The sequence below is a fragment of the Alteromonas halophila genome (assembly GCF_014651815.1).
Classification (GTDB): domain Bacteria; phylum Pseudomonadota; class Gammaproteobacteria; order Enterobacterales; family Alteromonadaceae; genus Alteromonas; species Alteromonas halophila.
In genome coordinates this window covers 19,332-33,698 of sequence record NZ_BMXP01000009.1, presented here as the reverse complement: position 1 = coordinate 33,698, position 14,367 = coordinate 19,332, and the positions used below count along the sequence as shown (strand labels likewise).

The window sequence follows — 14,367 nt, the reverse complement described above, 5'->3', positions numbered from 1 at the left end:
CGCCGGCGTTAAGCCGGCGTTTTTGTTTGTATCTGTGAGTAACACTAAGTCAGCATAAAAAGTTCTAACCACAGAGGCTGGTATGCATCAAGGTCAACTCTTACACTAGGGAAGCGATACAGGACTAACGTCACTCAGCACGCCTGAAGTGCGTAGTTGTAAGACAGGCATCGCAGGTAATGGCTGTCGCCGGCTATTACGAGTTAATATCACGTTGACCGCAGTTTTCAACGCGCGTCAGTATCAATCATCCCCAACGACGAGGATCCTTCAGCACTATGAGTTTTGATGACACGCCCGACCGCAAAGAGACTTATTCGTTTAAATGGCAGAAGTATAAGGGCCAGGATGTCATTCCGGCCTGGGTGGCCGATACGGAATTTCGCTGTGCATCGCCGATCCTGGAGGCGCTGGGCGACAAGCTGGCTGAGGGGAATCTTGGCTATGTGCTGCCATCGCAATATACGCCGGCCATTGAAGCAGTGCAGCGCTGGCTGGCTGACAAACACGACTGGCAGGTCGAGAAAGACTGGATTGTCTGGACGCCCGGCGTCGTGCCCGCGTTTAACGTTGCCTGCAACGCATACTGCGAGCCGGGTGATAAGGTATTAATTCAGACGCCGAACTATCCGCCGCTTTTGGCTGCGCCCAAGCTTAATGAGATGGAGCGGGTGGACGTACCAACCGTGATGTCAGGTTCGCGGCCGATGCTGGACTTTGACGTGCTTCAACGCGAAGCCGCTGATCCGCGATGCAAGCTGCTGGTTTTGTGCAATCCAATGAACCCGGTGGGTACGGTATTGCGGGAGGATGAACTGCAACGTGTCATTGATATTTGTGACGCGAATGACGTGACCCTGTGTAGCGATGAAATTCATTGCGATTTAATTCTGGAGCCGGGCCTGTCGCACATTCCTGCCGGTCGCGTTTCATCACAGGCGATTACTTTGATGGCAGCCAGTAAAACTTTTAATGTAGCGGGACTGGGCGCCGCCTTTGCCGTGATCCCGGACAAAAAGCTGCGCGCCCGGTTTACGCAGGCTGCGGCAGGAATTGTGCCCTGGGTGAATGTGATGGGCTTAATTGCCACCGAAGCCGCGTTTACGCAGTGTGACGACTGGCATCAGGCGCAGCTTCGCTATTTACGGGGTAACCGTGACGAGGTCGTCAGCCGCATTAACGCCATAGAGGGGTTATCTATGCAGTCACCGGAAGCAACCTTTCTCGGCTGGGTGGATGCCAGCGGACTGGGCGTCAGCAATGTGCAGCAGTGGGCTGAAGAGAAGGGTGTGGGACCATCCCCAGGGCTGGACTTTCACGCCCGCGATTTCTTCCGGCTCAACTATGGCTGCAGCCGCAGTATGCTCGACGCCATTCTGACACGCCTGGAAAGCTGATCTGTCAGACCGATCCGCGCTGGTGCAGAGTACACCAGCGCGTGATACTGCGAGGTAAGATGTGAACAAGTCTATCATCACTCAGCGAGTCCTGAAGTGCGCAGTCGCAAGGCAGTTTTCGCAGGCAATGGCTAATCCTTTGGTAAGAACTTCCCTAGGCGATTAATCCAAACAACTTGTATGCGCCCAGTCCAACGACCACCGATACGACCAGCGCCCCGGCCAGGTTGCTCCACAGGCCGTTTCTGAATTCACCCAGCGCATTGCTTTTATTCATCACAATAAGCAGGGAAATAGCGATAATGGGCAACAGCAGGCCATTGGTCGCCTGCGCAAACAGAATTGCCGGCAGTGGTTTAAAGCCCGCACCTGCCACGACGACACCACAAACGATTATTGCCAGCCATATGGCGCGAAAGTGTTTACTTCTCATGTCATCGGATAAATTCAGCGCCCCGCATACCGCATAGGCAGCGGCCAGCGGTGCAGTAATTGCGCTGGTCAGGCCCGCGGCAAACAGACCAAGCGCAAAGAACCACTGCGCTTTATCGCCGAGTACCGGTTTTAACTGCTCGCCCATGTTGCCGGCATCCATTGTCGCGGCCTGCTGGAAAAACGCCATCATGGCAGTCGCGACAACAATAAGCGTAATCATTCCGCCCATGGAAATCGCCATGGCCGATTGTTTACGACTGGCTTTGATTGCAGTGGTTTTATCCTGTCCCTGACTGGCTTTGGCGACCAGACTGGCGTGTAAAAACAGGTTGTAAGGGACAATCGTTGTGCCAATCAGTGCCAGCACGGTAGTGATACTGCTTACATCCAGTTGTGGTGAAAATGCCTGTGTAAGCATGGCCCCGATATCTGGCATGGCCACCAACAGCGTAAGCAAAAATACCCCAGCCATGATGAAGACCAGGTAAACCAGTGTGGACTCTATCCACTGGTGTTTGCCGGTCCATAACAACAGTGCGGATATGGCGCCCAAGATCATCGCCCAGTTTCCGCTGCCTATCGCAATAAAGGCATCCAGGCCAATCGCAGCGCCGGTCAGATTCCCAGACTCATAGGCAGCATTGCCAATACCGATGGCACTGACGATCAGCGCAATAAAAAAGCCCCGCAGCAGGGGGCTGGACACCATGTCCTTCATGCCTGCCGATAAACCTTTTCCGGTTGCCACGCCCAGCCTTGCTGCCATATCCTGTAATACAATGGTGGCAAAGATTGAAAAAATCAGAGCCCAAATCAGGTGAAAGCCAAAGTTGGCGCCGGCCAGACTGGCGGTAGTGACGGTGCCTGGACCGATAAATGCAGCGGCGATAATGAATCCGGATTTGTCTTTTGCCATGCTAACTACTCTTTTAAGGGTTAGTGTTACGAGTACAACAACAGACGCACAGCGATAACCGTCACACGATAGCTGCATTGCCTGTCTGTTGTCGCGTTCCGGTGACCCCGCGCACAAACGCACACGCCGGCGAATGTTTGACCGGGTCGAAAAGCCGCACAGTCTAGCGTTTTGCAATAAGTTAACGCAAGCGCAGTGATAGAGGAAATTATGAGCCAGCCAGAAACGCCGTTTGACAATCTGACACCGCTTTATCAGCACACGGCTATGGCCGGCGTGTTGCCACCTCAGCATGAAACCGATGGATTTATCTTTGCCATTGCTGCGGCACCGGAAATTCCAATGCCGGAACGCTGGATGCCATGGCTGATACGTGGCAGTGAGACAAGTCTGCGCAGTGATGATGTAGACATCATAGCGGATACTCTGATGACCTGTTTGCGCGACCATCTCGCTTTGATGAGAAACGAACAGGTGGGACTACCGGCAGACTGTGAGTGGGCGCGCGAGAAAGAAGGCGGTATTCCGGCCCAGGTCAGCCAGTGGCTGACTGGTGCACTGTTAGCGCATCAGCACGTGGAAGGGGACTGGCAACGCGCCTGGGATGATGCGGCCGACACAGATGAACAGGCAGAATCCAGAGCGGTCAGACTCAAACGGGCTCTGCGGCTGTTTACCACGCTCTCTGATACGGCTATGGCGCTCAAGGCGCGCAATGAGGCGCAGGCAATGCAGTTGAAGGAAAACCTGCCATTGCTGTGGCGGCAGTTGCCCGCACAGCTTGCTGACTATGTGGCCCTCGCCGGTGAACTGGCCGGACTCTTACCTAACCAGTTTGAAACGTTTGTACAGCCGCCTAACGCTGCGAACGACGCTGATTGAGCGTATGTCTTAGCGAACTGACATAACTGTCCAAATCCAGCTTGGCCCGATCATAGGCCTGATTCAGCTCTGTTGAGTCAGGAGCCTGCATCAGTGCCTTGAAGGCATTATCTGTCTTTTCCAGAAGCTCTTTAAGGTGTTGATTGCTGACGTCCATGTTGCGCTTCCCTGTAGTAAACCGTGTTAAAACGCTGCGGATCCTAATTCAGAATGGTTTAACCACAGCCAGTATGACAATGGCCAGTATGAACAGCACCGGCATCTCATTAAGGAAACGGTAAAACCGGCTGCTTCGATCATTTTCATCGCGGGCAAATTGCCTGACCAGCTTATACAAATAAAAATGATAAATATACAACCCAAGCACTAACAGCAGCTTTATATGCAGCCACGCTGACATCTTCAGCCAGGTCAGGCCATAGGTGCCAATCAGGGCCAGGCCGAAAATCAGTGTAAGAATGGCAAATGGCGTGACAAACCACCATAAACGACGCTCCATCACTTTGAACTGATCTTTCACCGTCCGCGATGTTGCTTCAGCGTGGTAGACAAACAGTCTGGGCAGATAGAATATACCCGCCATCCAGGCCAGCATGAAAAACAGGTGCAGGGCTTTGAACCACAAAATCATAGGTTACTCTCTTATGACGGCATTAATACTGAGCACGTTGTAAAAAGCTTTGAAGGACGTTCCAGGTAATAACGCCAATAATCTGATCCGGCGCGCCATCGTAAATATACACCGCACCGGCCCGCGCGTTTTTTAGTTTTTCATACACCTCGTGCAGGGTAGACTGTGAATGCAGCCCCTCCATCTGATGGTAACTTAACGGCGTTGCACCATGTTCGAGGCTGACATCAAACTGTACCTGTTTAAACTGTACGTCCAGTTCAAACCGTGACTGCTGCACCACTAATGCAGTGGGAGACTTCGATAAATAGTTTTCAATCGCTTTATCCGGGGCATCATGGAACAGTTTAAAGTCTTTTTCCATCGCCGCTAACACGCCTGTTTTTTCCAGCGACTCACGAATGGAAGTAATGGCATACGGGAGGTTCTGATAATCCAGTTGCCGTATAAAAATAGACCGGTTTCCTAAAAACTGGGTAGATGTCACATAGGCCGGCACGATGACCAGCATGGCCGGTAAAATGATCTGCGGGCTGTAAGACAGCTCCATAACCGCAGACAGCGCCGCCAGCGGCGCATGCAATACTGCTGTCAGCATACCTGCCACGCCCAGCAGTGCAAAGCTACTGGTGTAGTCATCGACATTCAAAAAGGTTGAAAGCGGGATCAGCAGAACCGCGCCGGCCAGCATACCAATAACCATGACCGGACCCATGATCCCACCGGGCACACCAAGACCAATCGCGAAAACTGCCAGCACGACTTTTGCAGCCAGCACACCAAGTAACAGCAAGGTGCCGGGATCGCGTTCAAAAAGCGTTTCCACATCGATAAAGTTTGCACCCAGCGCGTCGGGTAACAGCATTCCTACACCGCCTGTGATGATGGCTGCCAGAATCAGTCGCCAAATCATACTGACAGGACGAAACAGCTTCATCACCCGCATCAGCTGATTATTGAACAGAGTGGCCAGCATGCCCAGTACAATACCAAGCACTATCAGGTAGGCGTACATCCACTCACTGAAGGCTGCAAACGATAAAAAGGACAGCTCGTTAATTTCACCGAACACCAGTCGAGTCATCACAGAGCCGCAGGCGGCGGCCAGCATCACAGGGACAAAAATATGAATTTTATATTCCCGCAAAACTACTTCCATAACAAAAATGACCGCAGCAAACGGTGTGTTAAACGACGCCGATATACCGGCTGCAATACCACAACCAGCCAGGATACGAATACTGTTGTAGGGGAGCCGCATCCATTGTCCGAGAAAACTGCTGCTGGCAGCGCCCAAATGCACGGATGGCCCTTCCCGGCCAACGACAAAGCCGCCAGCCAGCGCCAGCATACCGCCAAAAAACTGATTAATTGTGGTGCGAAAAGGAACGAAGCCGTAGAAGTGCTTCACTCTGTGAATAACGAAAGGGATCCCCATGCGGTAATGTTTGAAGCCCGTTATGTAAGCGATGGTGAGGATCAGTAAGACACTTATCAGGGGCATCAGAAACCATACCGGCCACTCGTCATTAAACCAGGCGCGCAAGGTACCAAACCCATACTGCTGCAACCATTCCACGCACAGGCGAAATACAATGATTAGCGATGCCGCCAGTACACCGCCAACAATGCCAAGCAGGCAAAGCTGAACCGATGTCCGCGGGTGCGCAACCTCATGTCGAAGAACAGACAGCCACATAGTGTGATAAGGTAGTGAAACGATTGTCAGGTAGTCTATCACAAATGCTTTCAATTCATCATGTTATGTTTGCTTGAGTGAACATGGATCTTCATACATTGCGCAAAAAGTTTGGTAGCAGTGCCCTGACACTTATCGTTTTTGTCTGCCTGTTATTGATGCTGGTATTTGGGTACTGGCTGGCCAGCTACCAGCATCAACAGGCTGCGTTTGAGAGCAAGTCGCGTACACAAACCCTGCGGGAAGCGGAAGACGAGAATCGTGCGCTGGCAAAAAAGCTCAGCCAGCGCACCGCAGAGCTGACCTTATCCCGCATGGAGCTTGAGCAAACAACCCGTCAGATGGTAAACCTTGAGGAGGAGGTCGCTGCTCTGCGGGAGCAGCTTGGCTTTTATCAGCGGGTAATGGCGCCTGAAAATACCCAGGATGGCTTTTTTGTCGATGGCATAACAGTGACACCAGCGGCCAGCCATCATCACTTCCGGTTACAGTTTGTGCTGCTTCAGCAACGCAATAACAAAGCCGTGATCAAAGGAGAGCTTGCAATCGCCATCCGGGGCAGCCTTGAGGGCAAGCCTCACGTTGTCACGACGGCGAATACAGAGAGTTTTGCAGACGGGCCAGTGGCGTTTCGCTTTACGTTTTTTCAGAATGTCGATATCAACATTCAGTTGCCCGACGCGTTTATACCGGAGTCGCTGACGTTTTCGGCGAACGTGTATCAGTACACGACGCTGCGTGGGCAATACGAAGCGACCTTCGACTGGCAGCAGGTATTGTCAGTGCCCAATGGGCCTCCGGCACACACTCAGTCTGATGAAAACACGGTATCTAACTGAGCTTCTGCCAGCGCGACAACCTGCGCATCAATCGGCGGCGGAGCAATATCAATGCCTTCACTCAATGCGCTGACGATTGTGTCTATTGCGGCAATGCGGGCATGCCATTTATGGTTAGCCTGAATAAGATGCCAGGGACACGCTAGCGTGTCTGTCTGTGCAAACATGTCATTGATTGCCCGTTCATAATCGTCACGTCTTGCCCGGTTTCGCAGGTCCTCCTCAGTCAGCTTCCAGCGCTTGTGGGGGTTATGCAGTCGTTCAGAAAAACGCTTTGCCTGCTCGTCGGCACTGATATGAAAAAACAGCTTAACAATACGCACGCCATCATCGGTGAGTTGTCGTTCGAATTCGTTAATCTCACGGTAGGCGCGTTGCCATTGCTGTTCGCTGGCAAAACCCTCAATCCGTTCAACCAGTACCCGGCCATAATAGGAGCGATCAAAGATGGTCCAGTGACCAGGTAAGGGTAAACGGGTGTTAAAGCGGTAGAGGTAATGCCGACCCTGTTCTTCTGGTGTAGGCCTGCCAATCGGATAGACATGCACGCCCCGCGGGTCAAGCTTTCGTGTAATACGCCTGATCGCACCGCCTTTGCCTGCCGCATCCCAGCCTTCAATAACCAGCAGCGCACGGCGTTGCTGATGGTAGTAAGACTGCTGCACGTGGGTAAGGGTGTGTTGCCCACGCTTGAGGCGAGCCTTGTACGCGGCTTTCGTACCTATTTGGGGATGTGCGCGGTCATCGCTTAATTGCTGAGGCGGCTGTCGCAGCGGGAATGCTGACGCGTTATTACTCATATGCAGGTTACCTTCTCACCCGGAATTTTTTTCGCAGCTGTTCACCGTCGCTAATACTGCAACGACAGGCATCGGCTCGAGTGACTTCGCAACATAAACGTGGAGGTCACTGGTGTTTCGAACTGATAGGGGACAACCGGCGTTTTACCTTCGTTGCTGAATTTCTCAATGGCATCTTCCTTACCCGCGTGCGGCTCTCTGTAGCGTTAAGCCTAGTCAACCCGTGTGTGGTTTGCCACTGTTGTTCCTCTGACGCTGGCAGCAGAAGGTATATACATTTTGTCACAATTGATCACAGTCGCGGCCAGCTGAGTCACCTATACTTATCCGGTGGAACGTTTTGTTCGCACCTTTCTGAGCCACAGCTGGAGATAAAAATGGATCAAGGCATGATTTTCGTTCTGGTGATTCTGTTTGCATTTGTGCTGCCGCTTGTATTTGTCGGTATCTGGACAGGCCACAAAAAGGACATGGCCAAAATGAACACGGAACTCAATAATTCTGAAAAGCAGAAAATTGCGAATGAATTTGAAGCCGTTAAAGCACGACTGGAAGTGCTTGAAGCCATTGTGACGGATAAAAAATATCAGTTGAATGAAGAAATTGACAGTCTCAGGCAACCAGCAAAACGGCCCAATTGATACCTGAAGATACCAGCAGTGAAGTAAGAGATAAACCAAAGCTATTATCAGCAGTTATATATAACGTCGTTTTTTATAAATGAACAGTAGTGGAATAATGTAATATTTCACTTTTGTGTCGTTTTTATGTCATTTTTGTGACAGTCTTATTGACTACGTGTTTGCCATCAATAGACTGAACCGGCCGTCATCTAACGAGTAACCGGATCCAGTCTCATGCGTAATGCCAGTTGTGCCCTCTCTCTCTTTTTTACTTTGCCTGGTGCAATGTTAAGCAGTGCGAACGCCATGCCTGTTACAGCCTCCTACGACAAGCCAGGCATTACTTTTCAAACAGAGGATCAGCGTTATAAGGTTAATGTTCATGCCAGGTTTCAGTTTCGCTATGCTACGCCGGATGACACTCAGCCACTGATCCGGGATGACTACGCCCAGGAGCAAGGCACGGAGTTTGGTGTCAATCGGTCGCGTTTAAAGATTAAAGGGCATGCGTACAAACGCTGGTTACGCTTTTCCATGGAATATGATCTCAAAAACAATTATCTGCTTGATTACCGCTTCAGAATGGAAAAGTACGACGCGCTGAAAGTAAAGCTGGGACAGTGGAAGCTGGAATACTCACGGGAGCGCAGTATAAGTAGTGGCGGCCAGCAGATGCTGGATCGTTCAATCATAAATCGGCATTTCACCATTGATCGCCACCAGGCAGTGTCGGTTTATGGACATATTCAGTCCGGTGAAACCCTGGATTTTAATTACTGGGCCGGTATTGGCACAGGCACCGGGCGGGGAAGTAATCAGGATGATGATTCGCAGCCATTATACTTTGGCCGGTTACAATGGAACGCGCTGGGAGGCGGCGTAGGCTTTGTGGCCAGCGATCTGTCGGTCAGTTCGCAGCCCAGGCTTAGTTTTGCCTATGCAGCAGCCACCAATCGCAGTCGTTATACGCGCTTCTCCTCATCGGGCGGTGGCAGCCTGACTGGCTTTGATACCGGTCAGCCGGGCCAGTTCGAAATAACGCAGTTTAATATTGATGGCGCATTTCAGTACGCCGGACTCAGTGCGCAGGCCGAGTATCACGAAAAAACCATCACAGACCGCCGTAATAATAACCTTGAAACAGATCTGAAGGGCTACTACGTACAGGTGGGATATTTCTTTCACCAGCTTGTTGATGCCTGGCCGAAGCATCTGGAGCTGGCCGGACGCTACGCCAGCTATGAGCCGGAATCTGTTACAGACAAAACGCAAACAGAATATGCGGTTGCCGCTAACTATTTTATTCAGGGACATAAAAACAAGGTAACCGTTGATGCTACGTACTTTGAACAGTCACAGGCGTTACTGACGGACGTCGACGAATGGCGATATCGGATACAATGGGATGTAAGCTTTTAAAAAGGCCCGCGAACTGCGGACCTTTTTACTTTTTTTGATTTAGCATCTGCGTACACATCGAGTGTAGAGGAGGATGTTACTATACCTGAGCGGCGCCAGGCTTGTTTGCATCTTCCTAAAGACAGAATAGGTTCTGATGGCAGTCGTTGGCATTATTTTAAAGCCAGAGACATGTATTGAAATACTACTCTCTTTGCGACGTTGTCAGATTCACGTCAGGACGATGGAATAAACGTATCAGAGAACGGAGATCTTGCTAAGAACGCGCGCTACTCGTGACGCTGTATCACCACTTTGCAGGTGTCTGCATGCTTGACGTTACCAGTCTCGTTAACAATCAGTTAGACAGTAACTCAGATTTCTTCTTAATCTTACAATCGAAAATACGTTGCGTGTTCTTTCTGCCAATGTAGAAAGCCACGGTGTACGGATGCTTACGTTTGAAAAATTTCTTAAGCGATTTAAACATAGAAGCCTCCTTATCTATTTCCGCGTATTCAGAATAGGCCATTTGATGGTTATTTGTCCAGTGATATTTCAACAAAATGTCATATTGCTGTAATAAACCAATGGTAAGTCGTGCGTGGGGGGCGATGACGCTCTGTATGTGAACAGGGTGGGTATGGCACGGGAAATACTTGATGTGTTCACTCAGGTATTAGATAATCCACCGGTAATCCGTGTCTGAGCGCAATGTAATAAATGAGGTGAATATGACTGTAGAGACCGCGCTGCCGATTGAGTTTTCTGATGCAGCGGCACGTAAAGTCAAAGAGCTGGTGACCGAAGAGGAAAACCCGGCCCTTAAATTACGTGTCTATGTCACCGGTGGTGGGTGCTCGGGCTTTCAGTATGGCTTTACCTTCGACGAAAAAGTGAATGAAGGTGATATGACCATTGAAAAAGAAGACGTGGTACTGGTTGTAGACCCGATGAGTTTGCAGTACCTGGTTGGCGGCATCGTCGACTATGTCGATGGCCTGGAAGGATCGCGCTTTCTGGTTGAAAATCCCAACGCATCAACAACCTGTGGCTGTGGCGCCAGCTTCAGCATCTGATCCCTGCGCCGCCTTTGCGGCGGCGTCAATTCTCTCTCTTTTCGTCCTTAGAATGGTTTAAACTCTGCTAGAGCAGGTGCGAATAAGTCTATCGCCGCTCAGGCTCACAGCCAAGTGCCTGGTCAAGGCGGTCTTTTGCAGGCCTAACGGGTTAAGTCAAAAAGTGATGATAGGCTTATTCGCATCTTCCCTAGTTTTGGGTATAAACTGACGGTCTGTATGCAGAAATACAAACAGGAAGGTTTGCATGAAACTCTATGGCTCAACCACATCACCTTACGTCCGGCGCATCCGGATCATTCTTGCTAATACCTCGCACGAATTTATTGATCTGCAGATCTTTGCCGGTGAGGATCGTAAGCTATTGGCCTCACGCAACCCAACAATGAAGGTGCCGTGTCTGGAAGATGACGGACAAATGCTCTTCGATTCACGGATCATTTACCGGTACCTTGGCGAAAAACTCGGCCACACCGACCTGAACTGGGAGCAGGAGAATCAGCTTACCCTCATTGATGCGGCTAATGACTCGTTTGTGCAGTTATTACTGCTGAATCGTTCTGATATTGATACCAGTCAGGACAAGTTGCACTTCCGGCTACAAAAAGAACGCATTGAAGCGGTACTGCAAACCCTGGAAGCACAACTTGAACAGGGTGGGTTCGGTGGCTGGGCATACCCGGAAATTAGCCTCTATACACTTATCGACTGGGTCGAATTCCGTCAGTTGCACGACCTGGCCGATTTTCCTGAATTGCGGGCATTTCGCGAGCGGCATGTTGATCGCATCGAGGTCACGGCTACCGATCCGCGTCAGTAGCCACGCTCAAAATCAAACACGTAGTGTAATGGCTCGTCATTGATAAAGCGCTTCGCGTTAGCCGCAAATACCTCAATGACGTCTTCAGGCCGTGAAATCGCTGCTGTGTGTGAGGTAATGTAAATCGCCTCATGGTGCCAGAAAGGATGTGTCGGGGGCAGTGGCTCCTGTCTGAACACATCCAGTACGGCGGCGCGCAGCGTACCGTTATTCAGAGCATCAAGCAGATCATCATCGACAATCGCGCTACCACGTCCGGCGTTAATTAAGATGGCCCCATCCGGCAGCGATGACAGCAGTGCTTTGTCTATCAGGTTCTCAGTTTGTGGTGTGTCAGGCAGCAGATTAAGCAGTGCATTACACTGACCGGCAAATTGGTGCTGCTGATCAGGCGTATAGATGGCATCAAACGCGTGTGCCTCGCCACCTCTTCGGCTCATGCCAATCACCTTCATGCCCAGTGCTCTCGCGGCAGGTGCAACCTCGCTGGCAATTGAGCCAGCGCCGAGGATCCCCAGTGTCTGTCCGGCCAGCCGGCTGATGGGGGCTTCTTCCCAATGCGGCGGCGTGTCGCGTTGCTGCCGGTTAAACGTGGCAATGTTACGTGAAAAATACAACAGGTAAGCAAGCACATACTCGCGCATCTGCGTACCAAAAATCCCTTTGACGCCGGTAAGCTGGTAGTCACGCTTGCTCAGCGACAGCAGCGGTGTATTGCCCGCCCAGGTGGACTGACACCAGCGCAGGTGCTGACAATCAGGCACAATCTGAGCGGCTAAATTGGGGTCGGCAAGTAATAAACGGACCTCAGAACACGAGATTGCTGCGGGGGCCGTTTCGCATTGGTCTATACGCAGCCCGGGCAATTGGCGGGCTTCCAGCAGTGAGCGCAGCAGCTGTGCATCACGGCTTAGAATCGTCAGCGGTAACGGTTCGGTCATAGGTACCTCGTTTTAACAGTAAACATTTCTTTCCTGCGCCATTGGAGAATGTCAGGTCATAATGTTTATAAAGTGTTAGTAAGAAATTACATTTGGGTGAAAAAATAAAGGATGTCAATTTATGCAGTCACCCATCGAACACGCAAAAGTACTCTCGCCCCGCCGTAATACCACGCAGGCGTCGTCTGTTGACGAGCTGGTCGGCGAACAGCTCTCACATTTCGGTATTAACGCAGACTCTGAGTACGGACAGGCACTGGCTGCCACCGCCAGCCATCTTTATCAGGCCCAGTCTGACGTGACACGTCTGTGGGACGTTACCAGCAATACCTTAAAAACGCTAAGTAAAGAAGACAAGGTGGCGTACTTCAACGCGAAAAAATTCCTGTCGTTTCAGATTGCGAAAATTCTCGACACCCTGCAGAACCCGTTCCGGGCGACCTATCAGAGCCTTGGCGGTGGTAGCGCGACGCAGGGCCACTATCCGCTGTTTGATAACGTGACGGCACTGTTTTCTGCTACGCCGGTGATTGTGCGCACGGCAACGTATGTGTATGCCTGCACCGAGTGGGTGGATGATGCATTTCAGGGCAAAGAGTTCACGCACCAAATCTATTCGCGTTTGTTAAATCCAACCAATATTTCACTGGCGAATGCCATTGTTGATATGGAAGCGGGGCCGTATTCTGCAGACTATCTGGCCTGGAATTTTAACTCTGGGATGGCGGCGATCGATGGCATGCTCTCAAATGTGCTGTCGCACGGCGACGTGCTGGTGGTATCGCGCAATGTTTATGGTGGCGTTTATCAGTTGCTGCATGATTTTTACGCCCGTGCGAACCGCATGGATATTCAACTCGTGTGGTTCGACGGCTATACCGAAGATGAGTTTATTGCCTGCATGGATCAGGCGCGCAAGGATCACGGAGATCGACTGGAAGCAGGCGCAAACATACACGTTTATGTAGAGTCGCCCTGTAACCCCCATGGCTATGTACTGGATGTGCCTGGTATCTGCCAATATGCCCATCAGCAAGGTTCACTGGTCATGCTGGACTCTACGCTGGCCACGCCGGTATTACACCAGCCGCTGCGCCATGCAGACAAGGCCTGCCGGCCGGATTATGTGGTACACAGTTATACCAAGGATATCTGTGGCAGTGGTGCCACGACCGCCGGGGTGGTGATTGCCGAGGCATATCGCATGTTCCAGCCAAAAGGCGCCTGCATGAATGGCTATGACTGGTCGAAAACCATGTTCTGGGATGTCTATTATATTAAAGGCGCATTTTTGGATTCGGAGAAAGCGTTTGATGTACTCAACGGCATGAAAACCTTGCCGCTGCGCATGATGAATAAGGTTCTAAATACCCAGGTCTTCACGCGTTTTCTGGAAAAGCATCCGAAGATCCGGGTCAACAGTCACGCGCTGGCGGAACACGAAAATGCCGGCTTGTGTGAGAAGCAACATAAACATGGCTGGCCGTGTGCGTTGTTTACCGTGGATATGGCGCCAGCGGGACTGGAGCGCGAGGTATTCACGCGTTTCTTCGATGCGCTGGAACCCGCTTTCAGTCACCAGGTCAGCATCGGACAGACTAATACGATTGTGCTGTGTCCGGCCCTGACGTCACACTCGGAATTAAGCGAAGCTGAGCAGAAAAAAGCCGGTATTGAACTGACTACCATGCGCATCGCCATGGGCACCGATGATGTGAAACAACTGATTGCGCACTTTATGCTGGCGGCAAAGCACTATATTGAGCCTGCCATGCCGGGATTCTGTGACGGCTTTTTATCGCCGGACGAGATCGATGCGCTCTACAATAGCATTGCCAGTGAAATCAGCCGTCAGCATTATGCAGACAGCCCAGCCATGGCCTCATTGCTGGATAAATAGCGTCGCG

General features: G+C 51.2%; 15 protein-coding genes. 8 read left to right on the top strand and 7 right to left on the bottom strand.

All coding sequences use genetic code 11. From position 1 onward, the window contains the following. The first annotated feature begins 278 nt into the window (after window positions 1–278). A complete protein-coding gene (locus tag IE054_RS14680; RefSeq protein WP_189407744.1) occupies window positions 279–1,397 on the top strand; it encodes a MalY/PatB family protein in 1,119 nt (372 codons plus the stop codon). A gap of 154 nt (window positions 1,398–1,551) precedes the next feature. Here IE054_RS14680 and IE054_RS14675 read toward each other — a convergent pair whose 3' ends face one another. Then, complete coding sequence (locus IE054_RS14675; protein ID WP_189407742.1) at window positions 1,552–2,748, bottom strand: Nramp family divalent metal transporter; 1,197 nt, start codon at window positions 2,746–2,748, stop codon at window positions 1,552–1,554. A 210-nt stretch (window positions 2,749–2,958) separates the two neighbouring features. Between IE054_RS14675 and IE054_RS14670 the strand changes: the two genes are divergently transcribed. Beyond that, a complete protein-coding gene (locus tag IE054_RS14670; RefSeq protein WP_189407739.1) occupies window positions 2,959–3,630 on the top strand; it encodes a UPF0149 family protein in 672 nt (223 codons plus the stop codon). On the opposite strand, the gene IE054_RS14665 is transcribed toward IE054_RS14670, so the two are convergent. The 3 genes from IE054_RS14665 to IE054_RS14655 are packed head-to-tail and all read right to left on the bottom strand — an operon-like array spanning window position 3,605 to window position 5,960. Then, the gene (locus IE054_RS14665) at window positions 3,605–3,787 is read right to left on the bottom strand and encodes a hypothetical protein (protein ID WP_189407737.1); all 183 of its coding nucleotides are present in this window, start codon (window positions 3,785–3,787) and stop codon (window positions 3,605–3,607) included. The genes IE054_RS14670 and IE054_RS14665 overlap by 26 nt on opposite strands. A 48-nt stretch (window positions 3,788–3,835) precedes the next feature. Next, a complete protein-coding gene (gene hemJ / locus IE054_RS14660) occupies window positions 3,836–4,261 on the bottom strand; it encodes a protoporphyrinogen oxidase HemJ (protein ID WP_189407735.1) in 426 nt (141 codons plus the stop codon). Window positions 4,262–4,283: 22 nt separating this feature from the next. Then, window positions 4,284–5,960: a chloride channel protein gene (locus IE054_RS14655; RefSeq protein WP_189407897.1), complete on the bottom strand. Its 1,677-nt coding sequence runs from the start codon at window positions 5,958–5,960 to the stop codon at window positions 4,284–4,286. Window positions 5,961–6,043: 83 nt separating this feature from the next. On the opposite strand from IE054_RS14655, the gene IE054_RS14650 reads away from it, so the two are divergent. Further along, complete coding sequence (locus IE054_RS14650; protein WP_189407733.1) at window positions 6,044–6,799, top strand: DUF6776 family protein; 756 nt, start codon at window positions 6,044–6,046, stop codon at window positions 6,797–6,799. On the opposite strand, the gene IE054_RS14645 is transcribed toward IE054_RS14650, so the two are convergent. Then, a complete protein-coding gene (locus IE054_RS14645; RefSeq protein WP_189407730.1) occupies window positions 6,769–7,599 on the bottom strand; it encodes a polyphosphate kinase 2 family protein in 831 nt (276 codons plus the stop codon). The two genes, IE054_RS14650 and IE054_RS14645, sit on opposite strands and share 31 nt — an antisense overlap. Window positions 7,600–7,976: 377 nt before the next feature. On the opposite strand from IE054_RS14645, the gene IE054_RS14640 reads away from it, so the two are divergent. Continuing rightward, a complete protein-coding gene (locus IE054_RS14640) occupies window positions 7,977–8,240 on the top strand; it encodes a DUF2746 domain-containing protein (protein WP_189407728.1) in 264 nt (87 codons plus the stop codon). 288 nt (window positions 8,241–8,528) lie between these two features. Beyond that, window positions 8,529–9,641 (top strand): porin, encoded by a 1,113-nt coding sequence (locus tag IE054_RS14635; RefSeq protein WP_189407726.1) that lies wholly within the window; start codon window positions 8,529–8,531, stop codon window positions 9,639–9,641. 337 nt (window positions 9,642–9,978) lie between these two features. On the opposite strand, the gene IE054_RS17910 is transcribed toward IE054_RS14635, so the two are convergent. Continuing rightward, window positions 9,979–10,110: a hypothetical protein gene (locus tag IE054_RS17910; RefSeq protein WP_268245073.1), complete on the bottom strand. Its 132-nt coding sequence runs from the start codon at window positions 10,108–10,110 to the stop codon at window positions 9,979–9,981. Window positions 10,111–10,354: 244 nt separating this feature from the next. Between IE054_RS17910 and erpA the strand changes: the two genes are divergently transcribed. Both erpA and IE054_RS14625 read left to right on the top strand, forming a co-directional pair. After that, window positions 10,355–10,699: an iron-sulfur cluster insertion protein ErpA gene (gene erpA / locus IE054_RS14630; protein WP_189407723.1), complete on the top strand. Its 345-nt coding sequence runs from the start codon at window positions 10,355–10,357 to the stop codon at window positions 10,697–10,699. Between the two features lie 247 nt (window positions 10,700–10,946). After that, the gene (locus IE054_RS14625; RefSeq protein WP_189407721.1) at window positions 10,947–11,519 is read left to right on the top strand and encodes a glutathione S-transferase family protein; all 573 of its coding nucleotides are present in this window, start codon (window positions 10,947–10,949) and stop codon (window positions 11,517–11,519) included. Here the strand turns inward: IE054_RS14625 and IE054_RS14620 are convergent. Beyond that, window positions 11,513–12,460: a D-2-hydroxyacid dehydrogenase gene (locus IE054_RS14620; RefSeq protein ID WP_189407718.1), complete on the bottom strand. Its 948-nt coding sequence runs from the start codon at window positions 12,458–12,460 to the stop codon at window positions 11,513–11,515. The two genes, IE054_RS14625 and IE054_RS14620, sit on opposite strands and share 7 nt — an antisense overlap. Before the next feature lie 121 nt (window positions 12,461–12,581). Here IE054_RS14620 and IE054_RS14615 point away from each other — a divergent pair, with 121 nt between their 5' ends. Beyond that, window positions 12,582–14,360, top strand: a complete 1,779-nt coding sequence (locus IE054_RS14615; protein WP_189407717.1) for a trans-sulfuration enzyme family protein — start codon at window positions 12,582–12,584, stop codon at window positions 14,358–14,360. Window positions 14,361–14,367 lie beyond the last annotated feature (7 nt).

Bases quoted from the DNA above. Each gene is read 5' to 3' on its own strand.
- IE054_RS14680 (WP_189407744.1), top strand. From the start codon at position 279: ATGAGTTTTGATGACACGCCCGACCGCAAAGAGACTTATTCGTTTAAA.
- IE054_RS14675 (WP_189407742.1), bottom strand. From the start codon at position 2,748: ATGGCAAAAGACAAATCCGGATTCATTATCGCCGCTGCATTTATCGGT.
- IE054_RS14670 (WP_189407739.1), top strand. From the start codon at position 2,959: ATGAGCCAGCCAGAAACGCCGTTTGACAATCTGACACCGCTTTATCAG.
- IE054_RS14665 (WP_189407737.1), bottom strand. From the start codon at position 3,787: ATGGACGTCAGCAATCAACACCTTAAAGAGCTTCTGGAAAAGACAGAT.
- hemJ (WP_189407735.1), bottom strand. From the start codon at position 4,261: ATGATTTTGTGGTTCAAAGCCCTGCACCTGTTTTTCATGCTGGCCTGG.
- IE054_RS14655 (WP_189407897.1), bottom strand. From the start codon at position 5,960: ATGTGGCTGTCTGTTCTTCGACATGAGGTTGCGCACCCGCGGACATCG.
- IE054_RS14650 (WP_189407733.1), top strand. From the start codon at position 6,044: ATGGATCTTCATACATTGCGCAAAAAGTTTGGTAGCAGTGCCCTGACA.
- IE054_RS14645 (WP_189407730.1), bottom strand. From the start codon at position 7,599: ATGAGTAATAACGCGTCAGCATTCCCGCTGCGACAGCCGCCTCAGCAA.
- IE054_RS14640 (WP_189407728.1), top strand. From the start codon at position 7,977: ATGGATCAAGGCATGATTTTCGTTCTGGTGATTCTGTTTGCATTTGTG.
- IE054_RS14635 (WP_189407726.1), top strand. From the start codon at position 8,529: ATGCCTGTTACAGCCTCCTACGACAAGCCAGGCATTACTTTTCAAACA.
- IE054_RS17910 (WP_268245073.1), bottom strand. From the start codon at position 10,110: ATGTTTAAATCGCTTAAGAAATTTTTCAAACGTAAGCATCCGTACACC.
- erpA (WP_189407723.1), top strand. From the start codon at position 10,355: ATGACTGTAGAGACCGCGCTGCCGATTGAGTTTTCTGATGCAGCGGCA.
- IE054_RS14625 (WP_189407721.1), top strand. From the start codon at position 10,947: ATGAAACTCTATGGCTCAACCACATCACCTTACGTCCGGCGCATCCGG.
- IE054_RS14620 (WP_189407718.1), bottom strand. From the start codon at position 12,460: ATGACCGAACCGTTACCGCTGACGATTCTAAGCCGTGATGCACAGCTG.
- IE054_RS14615 (WP_189407717.1), top strand. From the start codon at position 12,582: ATGCAGTCACCCATCGAACACGCAAAAGTACTCTCGCCCCGCCGTAAT.